We start from the raw sequence: 12,282 nt of genomic DNA on the forward strand, positions 1-12,282 counted from the left end.
CACGCATCACAGACCCCGCATAAGAGACGTCAGTAATGACGTCATTAGCGACGTCTCTTAGATCATCGCCCCAGCCTCAGGCAGGCGGTGCCAATGGCTCGGTTACGGTATTGCGCGCAACAGGGGTGCTGAGTAAGCTACTGTCCGCACCTGTCCAGATCAAGACGGTCTTTCAGATAGAGTTCGGAGGTTATGGTTTTTAGGGTTTCAGAGTTTATAGAAAAGCTGTTGATGAGAAGGAAACCCGGTCCTGCTGAAGGCCCATCTCATAGAAATCATGTGGCTCGCCCTGTTTTGCGGGCTAACGTTCTCCGAGAATTTTCTTGGGAGAACGAAAATATTCTTATCCTAGGGCAGGAAACTGGTCTTCACGATTTGGCAAAAGAACTAGCCTCGCTCGGCGCCTCTGTGTCATTCCGATTCTTGGCGCAATTGCAGGAACTCTACCAACTCCCGCTGGAGCAATACTCCACAATCATCATGAGCGATAGGTCTGATGGCCAGCAGTGCGATCTTATCGACGTTGGCGGTATTCTGAGACGTGCAGATTCCAACCTCAGGCTTGTGTGGGCATCAGAGCAGTTCAAATTATCTGCGGTTGCCACCACAATGGATGGTCAATTTTGCGATATACAGTTGGCGCTTCCTGCATCTCCGGCTCATTTGGAAGTCTTCCTGAGATAACCCTTGCGTTGACCTCCTTCTATAAGAACTGCGTGCCTGCAATATTGGTGGGCCTCATGTTTGCGCTTCAGATTTGGAGCCGTGAGAAACTGCTGTGTGGTCGAGAATAAGCGGGGCAGGATTTGATCAATATCTTCCATCACCTTTGCCTCCTTCCCGGGCGCATCAAGCATTTGGCATTTCGAAAGGATGAGGGGCGTATGATGTTCATTAGGGTTTCGGCGTGCGTTCTCTACCAAAATATCGACAATCCCGACAGCGAGTATTCTGTCGACTCCTGCTGCCATGAGGCTTGCGATAACATTGGTCCAAGCGGCGGAGTTCTCTACATGCCTCATGCGCAATCAGCTTTCCTTGTTCGAGGCTTAGAAAGCTGTAAAACGTGGCGTAAAGAAGGCACCTATAAGGTATTTGATAGACAAGACAAGGAGAGGTGAAGTGTTTCTTTTGCTTTCTTTTTATGGTTTGCTTATTGATGATTAAGATGCTGAATAAGGAACTACTCTGATGGCTAAAAGCAGAGCTGTTGCCAGAGCATCTCAAACGAACGTTTGTGAAACATGCTGATCGGCTATGCACGGGTCTCTAAGGCTGATGGCAGCCAGTCCCTTGACCTGCAACGGGATGCCCTGATCGCGTCAGGCGTCGGAGAGGACCAGATTTACTCGGATCTGGCATCCGGCAAGAAAGATGACCGATCCGGTCTGGAGGCCTGCCTCAAGGCATTGCGTGAGGGCGATGTTCTGGTTGTGTGGAAGCTCGACCGCATGGGCCGCAGTCTCCACCACCTTGTCAAAACCGTCAGCTTACTGTCCGAACGCGGCGTTGGCCTCAAGGTGCTCACCGGACAAGGCGCGCAGATCGATACAACAACTGCGGCAGGACGACTTTCATTTGGCATCTTTGCGGCCCTGGCCGAATTCGAAAGCGAGTTGATCCGTGAACGCACAATGGCCGGTCTTCAAGCAGCCCGGGCGCGCGGTAGGAAGGGCGGACGAAAATTTGCGCTGTCAAAATCACAAGTGCGCATGGCACAGGCCGCCATGGCAAACCGCGACACGTCTGTTTCAAACCTTTGCAAGGAATTAGGCGTGAAGCCCGTTACACTCTATCGATACGTCGACCCGAACGGCAATCTGCGAGACTATGGCAAGCGCGTCCTCAGTGCCTAACGTAATATTCTGCACTCAGCCGGAATCTACCCCCACCTGATTAAATCCGGCGGTGACACGCAGGGGCGCGTCCTCGGGCCGGTCGGGAATCATGACCATCGCGGGGTTGATGATCAGCTGCGACGCGGGGCTGCCCACGCTCATCGCCATCTGGGTGACGACCCCGTCGGTAAAGGAACGCGCCTCGGTCTTGTCCAGGGCGACCTGCGCACTTTCGACGGCGGCTTCGGCGGCGCTGCGTTCGGCCGGCAGGGCCTGTGTCAGATCGGACCCGGCCAGATCCACCTGCGCCTGCGCGGCTGCCAGCTGCGCCTCGGCCACGCTTACCGAGGACTCAAGCGCACGCACCGCGTCCTTGGTGCCGACATTGCGAGCCAGCAAGGTGCGCGCGTTGTCCAGATCGACAGACAGCTTGTCCAGCGATGCAGACGCCTGATTGACGCTGGCCTCGGCCACTTTCAGGGAAGATGTTGCAAAACACCGCTTAGATAATGGACCGTATGCGCCGACGTGACCTGTCACTGAACTTTCATCCATTCAAAACCAGAGCCCATGAGTTCGATGCGCCCTATGGCGTGACGACTTGCACCTCTCCCCGGATAGTCAAAAATTCAGTTTTTTGGTAGAGCCGCAGCCAGCGCCCGTGCATATGCATTACGAGCCGTCTGCATGATCCCAATCTCCTGCTGCAGATCGAGGATCTTACGATCCACAACATTCAGGTTGCCAAGTTGGTTTTTAGCTTCGTCTGACAGGCTATCGAGATTATAGCTTTTACCGTCGACGGTAATTGTTGTTTTGTCTGTCATTTTTGAACTCCGTGTTTGATTCAAAAAACCCCCGGCTAGCCGGGGGTTTAATTTTCAGGAAAGGTGGGGGGAAGAAATCCCCCCGCCGATTGTTACTGATTACCTAATCAGATGAAGTCGGTAGCAGCGATGTCCGCTGCGGAAGACACACCCGTCAAGACAATCAACGAGTCGCCAAAACCGAAGTTTCCGGTGTTATTCTCGTTGACCGCAACATAAGCGTTGCCAGACCCCCCCACATCATAAGCAACGTAGATTTCCGTGGCGCCAAACCAGTTAAAGTTGGCGTTTGCAGCGGCCACAAAGTTAGCAAAACTACCAAAGCCAGATCCGTCCGCGATAGTAACAGAGTTGCCACCCGTGTCGATAAGGTCGCTACCAGTGTTAAAGTCGGTGATCGTATCCGCAGTGGCCAGTGTTACGCCGGTATCGAACTGCGAGATCACAAACGTGTCATCTCCTGCGCCACCTGTCATAACGTCGACACCCTGACCGCCCTCAATGAGGTCATCACCAGCACCGCCAATGAGGATATCGTTGCCACCACCGCCGATGACATCAAGCTGCAGAGCAGCATTTGTCACCTGCGATGCGTCCAGATTAAGCACCGTGTCAGCACCCAAGAGGAAATTCGGGTGATCGTAAGCACGGATCGTCAGCGTCTCCTCAGAACCGATGGACGCCGCCTGGCTCGAGTTGACCATCGCATCAACCACCGCGTTGTCCAAGAAGAGCGAGGACGTCTGCGTAATAGCCGTATCGTTGGTGAACTCGATCGTTCCGACGTTAGACACCCCCTCAAGGTCACCAACAGTCACCACAGCAGAGTTACGAACCTCCATCACGTCGTTGTTGGCCAGGTTGGAGGCGTTGTTATTAGCCCCTACTAAAACGGCACCGCCGTCGATTATGGCGCGGGCGTTTATGTTGGCATCCGACATAATGAAGCGATCATTAGTCATCCAAAACCCTTCCTCACCATCGTAGGTGAAGCTGTTCTGGGCAGTCAAACCACGCGCATCGATCGTAGCGCCTTCGTTAATACCTGTTCCGACATCATCAGGCACGCCAACACCGTTCTCCGTATCGTTATCGTTAACGATATTGATCTGGCGACCACCGTTTACTGCCACACCGTTCGCAGCGAGTAGTTCGTTGGTCAGGGTCAGGTTGTAGCTGTTACGGCCATACGCATCAGCAGCGCCATTAGCAGTATCGGTATTCACACCAGCTGTGTTGTTGCCGACGAGATGGATCGTCTCGAAGCCGGAGACGTTGGTCCACTCGGAAGCGCCGATGTTGATCAGCACACCATCGCCGTCGATGGCGAGCGTGTCATCCCCTTCACCGCCAGACACGGTATCATTGATCGTCAGACCAGCCGTGGTGTCGTTGAGGAGATCGAAGATGACCGTATCATCGCCCGAACCCATCAGGATTGCCTGGCCGCCGCCGGGTAGTGCCACGCCGCTGGAGTCGCGCAGAGTATCGACTCGCACGATTACGTCGCTTGCGCTATCGGTAGCGTCAATCGTCGCAGCCGAGAAACGCTCTGCAGCACCGCTACCAACGTCATCAATGCCGCTACCGTCATTGTCCGTACCCGACCGGTCAAGACGATAGAGGTTCCCCGTGGAGTCAAGGTTAAAGAAGTCCCCTGCTTGGCCACCAGTGACCGTGATCGTCCCGGAGTGCGCAGTGACGTTGCCACCCACACCAAGCTGAACGGTGTTCGACTCAGTGTCGCTGTCGGTCAGGGTGACGTTCTCGTACTCGCCTGCCTGAAGCCGCGCGTTGAAGCGCGGATCGACGTTCACGCCGTCCACGATCGTCAAGCCAACTGTGTCGTTCGCAGTGTCCGTCGCCAGAGCAGCCGTGATGAGGTTACCGGCCCGGCTGTTATTGCCGGAGGTGCCGTGGGCGACTGTTATATTCTCGGAAACCTCTGCCGTGAGATTCGTCAGATTGACGGTCATTCTCTCAGACGCTGACACCCAATCACCAAGGACAAGGTCTTGACCTTCGTTCCGGATGAAGATGTTCTCCAAGTCCGGTGCGATCGACGTATCGAAGTTAATCGTGTCAGGTGCTGTGCCACCATCATGACCCGAGAGGATGTTGACCGTCTCTGTGTTCAGGATTGAGCCTGCAACAGCATCGTCGAAGATCGTAACCTGATCCGCGCCTGCACCGAGGTCGATCATATCGCCTGCGCCGAGGCCATTCAGAAGACGCACAACGTCGTCTTGCCCGGTGCCGGTGAAGTTGAAATCTACAGGCGTACCCGAAGTGCCGTCTTGAATAGCGTTAACTTCAGAGTCGAGGTTGATCTCAAGCCCGGCATTCAGGCCCGACGCGTCGATCGTTGACAGAGACCCGGCCACGTTCGTGAAGGCGGCATCATACTGCGTTGCCTCGACGCGCTGCCCAAAGAAGGTGCTCTCTGAGTCGCCGAGACGAAGACCTTGATCACCCGAGATGTTAACCGCCTCGAGATCCTGGGCGAAAGTCATCCCAACAGAGTTGAAGCTTCCCTCCGAGGTGAGGTCCAGCGTTTCAAAGCCCTGCTGACCCGAGATGCTTTGGAGAACAAGATCGCCTGTCGCGGCGTTGTTCAGCGTGAGATTCACGGTCTGATCGTCAGCCTCAAGAGCGGAGTCGAGATAAGTGAATCCGATAACGCTATTCGGCGACTGCGAATTATTGATGGAGAGATTGTTGGCAGTCGCTTCAGCAATGTTTTGAGCGAATACGGTCTGAGCCTCGGCAACTCTCGAGAAATTGATGTTCTGTACACCAGCTGCATCTTGCAGGTCGAGAATCTGAGTCGATCCGATCGGGCCTTGGAACGTGATGTTAACTGTCTCAACACCATTCAGCGTCGGGGTGATGTCGACTGCCCCAATATCAGAATCTTGGACAAAAGACAGATTCAGGGTAGGGTCCTCGCCAACACCGGTGAGCACGTCATCGTTATTGAGTGTGTTGACTTGGTCGTTGCCGCCCGGCGTGTAATCACGCGGCGCGTCGAACACGTTCGCCGACACAATATCTGCATAAGGCGTGAGCGTAACGGCATCGCTGGCGCCGGACAGGAAGGCGTCTGTTGCAAGCTTTGCCGCGTCCACGGTTGCAGCATCGTTTGTAACACCGTTAAGAACCGCAACAGCCGCATCGGCGGCAGCGTCGTCATATTCGAATCCAGAGGTGTTACCGGCTTTCGTTGCAAAGTCCAAACCAACTTCAACCTTATTGTCGAGTGTTGATTTGTCGAACGTGCCACCAGCAGCATCGTCACGTGCACCATTGATGATCGCTTCGATCATGTCGGCTACCGACACACTTCCGCTCTCGAGCACGTCAACCCAGAATGCCAGCCCGTCAGCATCGGGGGAGCGATTGAACATGTTTACATAAACGGATGTGATGAAGGAGGCCGGCGAAGAAACTCCGGGCGTCACCAAGTAAGGATACAGAGCTTCGGCTTCGGGTGAAGCAGCAAAGTCTGCTGCGATTGTGTTAAACTCACGACCGTTGTCGAGCTCATTGATCCAAAACTGAAGGCCAGCGGGATCGGGCGCGCGGTCAAAGTACCCTACATATAGGGCGGTGATGTCGTTGATTTGGTCTTGCGTAGCCATGGTTTTATCTTTCTGCTTTATGAGCGCTCATAAGGTAGTGCTGTCTGACTTGTATTTTGCCCGAGAGACCTGTTGAAAGGCCGTACCACAAGGATTCCATTGACGCACTGGTTGTGTGCTAGCAAAATACTTATCAGCATACAATAAGAATGTACAGTGAAGTGAACACTTGTCTTGTTGTATTGCGCCAATGAGTCAGGTAGGGTGGTCTTGTCCATGTCTATGGGGTGGCTGTGGCGCAATACGATGAGGGGTGAATCCATGTATAACCGCGAACCTGTCGCCCCTGAGGCCCGAATAAATTTGCGTGCGGACTTGGGGGGCTGGCTTAAATCATTGCGCGAAGGTCGAGGACTAACACAGCGTGAACTTGCTGTTGAGTTGGGCCTTGATTACTATACCTTCATCTCCCAGCTGGAAAACGGACGTGGAAAAATCCCCTGCAATCGGTATCGGGACTGGGCTCAGGCGCTTGGGCAAGACCCCAAGGCGTTTGTGCGTAAGCTTTTGTCACACTATGATCCTGCGTCATATGAAATTTTGTTCTCGGACGGTGCGGACGAGACCTTTTGATATAGGTTGATTGCGCCCTATGGCAAAAATTGTCTCATTTACCAAGCCGACAAACCATACGCGCGAACACGCTCTGCATGGCTTCGTCGATGACGGCGATCTTCTGGAGTTCCCTCAGTCCCAGATTCCGCAGGCCCAAGCACATAACCAGACGCAGCCTCAACTGGCTCACCCAAAATCCATCTACGCATCAGACTGGACGAATCAGGAACTCGCTGAGTTGTACCGGGCTCACTCTTTGGTTCAATCAGCACAGCCGGGGCTGGAATGTGACCGTGGTATTTCCGATGAGGGCGATCCTTGGTTCATTATTGGTGATGACAAAGGCGATGTGCTGATCCATATCTGCCGCATCCAAGGAACCTATATCCTTGACAGCGTTGCGCTCTCGAAAGCTTTGAGGGGCACAAATTTTAACACCCTGATCAAGAGTTTTCTGACCACTGTTGCTGGAAAGCAAGGGCAGGGCGCGGAGGATTCTGCTGATCCGGCAAATGTTGTGCGGTTAGTTCGTGGCGGCACTGTTTGCTTGCATCCATCGGTGATGATTGCAGCGCTTGTATGGACTCTGTTGATGGATGCTGATGAGCTAACCCTCCCGCCTTCAAGCGGCTCCAGCCTTAGGGGGCTAGGCCAGGACAAAGCTCAGAACAAAACTTTGTCTGACAACATGTTGGACATACCCGCCCCTGCAATCTTCAAGGCTGATCTGGTGAAATCGGAAAAACTTGAAGTAGACGCAGCCGCTTTTTTTGTTGATCTAGGAAAAGGGGCGATCGTACAAAGAGACGAAAAGCAGCTGCACGTCTCTTCCTACTCACAGGCTTTAACTACAATTGCTATAGCTGCTGGATTTTACGCCAGCACAGAAGCGACAGATGGCTTTTGGAAATCCATCATGGAGGCGCCCGCTGACGCTGATGCTTCTGACTCATTCAATGGAGCCGGGGCAAGCGAGGAGAGCGACTTAAACATCTCCCCTGATCATCTGTCAGACGCTCTGACGCTGTTGAGCGGTGTGGTCGATTTGGTCGTAGTGAAGAGTGATAAGGGCTACGCGGCTGAAAACGATAACGATGTAGGCGCGAGCGCGGTTGTCCTAACCCAGGCAGTCTTGGACAATATTGACCAAGAGCAACTCGCTATTGCCAGCGAAAAGCCCATAGCTTTCGAAAAAACATCCATGATCACAACCGCTGATGAGTCAGGTGAGATCAGCAGTGAAGAAAATGTCCAGCAGTCTGAGATGGCTGCGAGCTTGTATGATAGAGGCCTTGATCTCAACATAAAGGAGCAGGTTTCGGATGTCTCTATTCAGGGTATCACACAAGCTTATGTGTCTAGCGGCGTGGATGTCGTCCGTTTCGATGCACCGTCGTTCAAGTCAGGCCTCGGTAATTTTAATGGTGAGCTTAAGAAGTATGCCGAGGCTTTCGATCTCATTGTCTTTCCTGCGGAAGAGGAAAGCGGTCTCGCTGACGAGACAGAGCATCCTTTCCTTGGCTCTGTTTATCTCAGTGAGTTTGATGATGCCGCGCAGAGTTTTATCGACGCCAAGGGCAAAAATATGGAAGTTCTCCGCTTCAATGAAGAGGTCATTCTTATCGATAAGGCTGCATATTCTGGGAACACCACCACGGTCAGCTGGCAACTAGATGATGGCAGTTACGTGTCGATGATTGGCCTGTCCAGCGATATGGCTGAATTTCTCGTTGCGTGAAAATACGGACCAAAAGCCCTTGAGCGCCGATCCTTCGATGTCCTGGGCATAAGGACGGACCTCTTCGGAGGCTCCCAGGACAATCCTAGGACAAGCTATTTACTAACCTTGAAACCACACCAGCATCTAGAAAATGAAGGTCTACGTCTACTTCACAAATGCTGCATATCAACTTACAAGGCCGCAGATAGAAAACCATAAGCGGCCGTCATTATGCGGTAGAGTGCATGTCATACGTTTGGGCTTTGGAGGCCGACTAACATTATGCGTAAGAAATCCTCGCTTGAGCTCGCGTACGGTAGGTTCAGGTCCACCTTCGTCGCGACCATTGTCTTCAGTTTTTTCACCAACTTACTGATGTTTGTTGGCCCTCTCTATATGCTGCAGATTTATGATCGTGTGCTTGCGAGCCGGAACGAGATGACCCTGATTATGATTTCTGTAATCGCTATAGCCCTCCTATTGAGCTACGGCCTTCTGGAGTTCACACGCTCGCGCCTGCTGGTTCGAGCAGGGATGCAGTTTGATGAAGTGCTCGCAAACCCTGTCTTCCACCGTGTGGTCAAACAACAGACAGCCATGCCGGGCGGCAATGCCCAAATTGCTTTGAGTGACATCGATAGAGTTCGGGAGTTTATGACCGGACAGGGAATTCTGGCTTTCTTCGATGCTCCTTGGGTCCCGTTGTTTCTCGCCTTATGTTTTGCGTTCCATCCGTGGCTGGGGATTGTGGCTACCATTGGGGCGGCCATTATCTTTGCACTCGCGATCACCAATGAATTCGCAACTCGCAATGTCTTGCAGGATGCCAGCAATGCTGCTCAGGGCGCCAATCACTTTGTAAGTACGACCATGCAAAATGCTGAGGTCATTCGAGCGCTCGGTATGGAAAAGCAGCTGACCAAACGTTGGCTGGATAAACATGATGACGTGCTGGTCCATCAAGCCAAGGCGAGTGATCGCGCGGGCTCAATCATGGCCTCGTCGAAATTCATTCGCATGAGTCTACAGGTCGCCATTCTAGGGACTGGGGCCTACCTGGCAATCCAGCAATTGATCTCGCCCGGTATCATGATAGCGGCATCAATCGTAATGGGCCGCGCTCTGGCCCCGGTCGAACAAGCTGTTGGCCAGTGGAAGCAATTTGTGAACGCGCGATCATCACACAAGCGCCTGAAGCAATTGTTTGACACGATCGCAGATCAAGAAGAGCGAACTGAGCTGCCAGAGCCAAAGGGAAACCTAAAGGTAGAACAGTTATTTGCGACCGTCCCAGGCACACGGGATGCGCTGCTTAGAGGAATCAGCTTTTCAATTGAGGCCGGAGAGGTTCTCGCGATTATTGGGCCGAGTGGGTCTGGTAAAACCTCCCTGATCAGACATCTTGTCGGAGCAAAGGCTCCAGCGGCCGGAGCGGTTCGCTTGGACGGAACCGAAATGCATCACTGGGATCCTGATAAGCTCGGGCGGTTCATTGGCTATTTGCCCCAAGATGTGAAACTCTTTGGCGGATCCGTTGCAGAAAACATCTCGCGCTTTGAAGACGAGCCAGAAGATGCAGATATAGTTGCCGCGGCAACGCTTTCCGGTGCCCATGACATGGTCCAGACGCTGAGCAATGGCTATGAAACCAATGTCGGTGACGGGGGCATGTTTCTCTCTGGAGGCCAGCGTCAGCGTGTAGGCCTTGCGCGGGCGGTTTACCGCTCTCCGAGCCTCGTGGTTCTTGATGAACCAAATTCGAATTTGGATAGTGAGGGTGAAAAAGCGCTCATGTCGTGCATTCAGCACCTCAAGGACATGGGCAAAACCGTGATTTTGGTCACACATAAGACCAACCTGCTTGCCCTAACCGACAAGACGCTGATGCTCATGAACGGGACAGTTGAAAAGTTTGGCCCAACCAGCGAGTTTTTCAAAAAGCCACAAGCTACGGCATCAGGTGTTACAGGGGCAGTCAGCGCTCATGGTACGGGACAGGCTCCTAGTAAAGCGGCCGAAACCGTACCTGCGGTGGTGCAGCTATCCCCGTCCGGGCAAGCTGGAAGATCCAGTTAAGACAAAAGCTGACAAAGAGAGATGAGACAGGTTCTGTCTTGTCAGCGGATCCCCATGAAACCGAGACATGAGGGGCACCGAGGAACTATATTAGGACACGCCACAGATGGCCAAGAAACCAAGCCCAAGACCGATTGCGATCATGGGATATGCAATTGTAATCCTCACGTTTGGCGTTTTTGGAAGCTGGGCAGCTGTTGCCAAGCTTGATAGTGCCGTTTTTGCTCCGGGTACAATCTCCTTGGAGGGTAACCGCAAGGTCGTGCAGCATCTTGAAGGCGGCATTATTCAGGAGATCCTCGTAAATGAAGCCGACACGGTTCAAGAAGGCGATGTCCTATTGCGCCTTAATAGCATTGAGGCGCGGTCCAATTTGCATGTCGTAGATACCCGGCTGGACGTAGCTAGAATTGTTGAAGCCCGTCTTTTGGCAGAGCGTCAACTAGCTGAGACGCTTGAGATGCCCGACCTGAACGTAGGAGAGTCTTCTAGCATTGTTGAGACGACAATTGCGGACCAGAAAGATATCTTCCAAGACCGCCAATCCATCCTGAAGTCACGGACTGATATCTTAAAGAGTCGGATTGAACAGATTGGAGAACAAATCGAGGGCCTGGAGCTTCAGAAATCTGCGCTGACGCGTCGGGTGGATAATTACATGACGATGATCAAGCGGATGCGCGACGGTGAAGAAAGAGGCATGATTCAGAAAAATGTCTTGTCTCAGCAAGAAGACGAAATGATTCAAATCGAGGCATCTCTCGGGCAGATAACCTCTGAGATTGCTCAAGCCAAGAACATGATCAGTGAAACTGAGTTCGAAAAAATTCAGAGTGTACAGGAATATCGACAGCGCGCCAATACAGAGCTGGAAGAGGTCCGAGCCGAGATCTCAGAACTCGATCAGCGCAAGAATATCGCCCTGGACACCCTGAAGCGGATGGAAATACGTGCGCCTAGCGTCGGTTCGGTCCAGAATCTAAAGGTGCATACCGTTGGATCGGTAATCCGCGCAGGGGATGTTCTCATGGAAATAGTGCCCAAGGATGAAGACCTGATCGTGAATGCGCGGGTGTCACCGCGCGATATCGACAACATATCTCCGGGGATGAAGACAGAAGTCCGGTTCACCGCCTTCAAGACCAAGCTGACGCCAATCATGCTAGGCAGTGTCAGAACTTTGTCTAACGACGTCATCACTCCCGAAAATCCGCAAGAGATGCCCTATTATCTGGCCCGTATTGATGTCGAGGAGAAAGACATTCCCAAGGAGATCCAAGGTCGCCTGTCAGCAGGTATGCCTGCTGATGTGATCATCACGACAGGGGAGCGGACAGTGCTTAATTTCATCGCATCCCCGTTGCTTGACGCGGTTCGCAAAAGCCTGATCGAAGAGTGACGCTCAACCATCCCGGGTTTCCATGAACGCGAACCTGATCTTCAAATGGCTGAAAGACCCACGCTTTTCCCCTGCTGCGGACAAAACGGGTGGTGTCTCGAATCTGGTGGAAATTCTGTGGCGGCGTTCTCCGGGCATGGGAATTTGGGTCTGATCAGGCGGCGAGGTCAAGGCTGATCGGGGCGATGGGCTGAGCCAAGGTTTCCGAGCCATCCACTTTTCGCAT

General features: G+C 53.0%; 9 protein-coding genes. 6 read left to right on the forward strand and 3 right to left on the reverse strand.

What is annotated here, in order from left to right:
* Nucleotides 1-192: 192 nt before the first annotated feature.
* Together DQ230_RS17185 and DQ230_RS16250 are read left to right on the forward strand one after the other, a co-directional pair.
* Nucleotides 193-684: a hypothetical protein gene (locus tag DQ230_RS17185; RefSeq protein WP_162497486.1), complete on the forward strand. Its 492-nt coding sequence runs from the start codon at nucleotides 193-195 to the stop codon at nucleotides 682-684.
* A gap of 560 nt (nucleotides 685-1,244) precedes the next feature.
* On the forward strand, nucleotides 1,245-1,856 hold the full coding sequence (locus DQ230_RS16250) for a recombinase family protein (RefSeq protein WP_113913623.1): 612 nt from the start codon (nucleotides 1,245-1,247) through the stop codon (nucleotides 1,854-1,856).
* A 15-nt stretch (nucleotides 1,857-1,871) separates the two neighbouring features.
* Here the strand turns inward: DQ230_RS16250 and DQ230_RS16255 are convergent, their stop codons facing one another.
* The 3 genes from DQ230_RS16255 to DQ230_RS16265 form a co-directional block, all read right to left on the reverse strand.
* Nucleotides 1,872-2,312, reverse strand: coding sequence for an HlyD family secretion protein (locus DQ230_RS16255; protein WP_113913624.1), 441 nt, complete (start codon nucleotides 2,310-2,312; stop codon nucleotides 1,872-1,874).
* Nucleotides 2,313-2,467: 155 nt separating this feature from the next.
* The gene (locus DQ230_RS16260) at nucleotides 2,468-2,665 is read right to left on the reverse strand and encodes a DUF6447 family protein (RefSeq protein WP_113913625.1); all 198 of its coding nucleotides are present in this window, start codon (nucleotides 2,663-2,665) and stop codon (nucleotides 2,468-2,470) included.
* A 107-nt stretch (nucleotides 2,666-2,772) separates the two neighbouring features.
* On the reverse strand, nucleotides 2,773-6,306 hold the full coding sequence (locus tag DQ230_RS16265) for a DUF4214 domain-containing protein (protein WP_113913626.1): 3,534 nt from the start codon (nucleotides 6,304-6,306) through the stop codon (nucleotides 2,773-2,775).
* A gap of 261 nt (nucleotides 6,307-6,567) precedes the next feature.
* Between DQ230_RS16265 and DQ230_RS16270 the strand changes: the two genes are divergently transcribed.
* The 4 genes from DQ230_RS16270 to DQ230_RS16285 all read left to right on the forward strand — a co-directional run bounded on the left by DQ230_RS16270 (nucleotide 6,568) and on the right by DQ230_RS16285 (nucleotide 12,056).
* Nucleotides 6,568-6,879, forward strand: coding sequence for a helix-turn-helix domain-containing protein (locus tag DQ230_RS16270; RefSeq protein WP_113913630.1), 312 nt, complete (start codon nucleotides 6,568-6,570; stop codon nucleotides 6,877-6,879).
* Nucleotides 6,880-6,898: 19 nt separating this feature from the next.
* Entirely contained in the window at nucleotides 6,899-8,599 is a 1,701-nt protein-coding gene (locus DQ230_RS16275) for a hypothetical protein (protein WP_113913627.1), read from the forward strand.
* A 264-nt stretch (nucleotides 8,600-8,863) separates the two neighbouring features.
* Complete coding sequence (locus DQ230_RS16280; RefSeq protein WP_113913628.1) at nucleotides 8,864-10,657, forward strand: type I secretion system permease/ATPase; 1,794 nt, start codon at nucleotides 8,864-8,866, stop codon at nucleotides 10,655-10,657.
* Between the two features lie 106 nt (nucleotides 10,658-10,763).
* Nucleotides 10,764-12,056, forward strand: coding sequence for an HlyD family type I secretion periplasmic adaptor subunit (locus DQ230_RS16285; RefSeq protein WP_113913629.1), 1,293 nt, complete (start codon nucleotides 10,764-10,766; stop codon nucleotides 12,054-12,056).
* Nucleotides 12,057-12,282 lie beyond the last annotated feature (226 nt).

It is taken from the genome of Roseovarius dicentrarchi, from assembly GCF_003316635.1.
Classification (GTDB): domain Bacteria; phylum Pseudomonadota; class Alphaproteobacteria; order Rhodobacterales; family Rhodobacteraceae; genus Roseovarius; species Roseovarius dicentrarchi.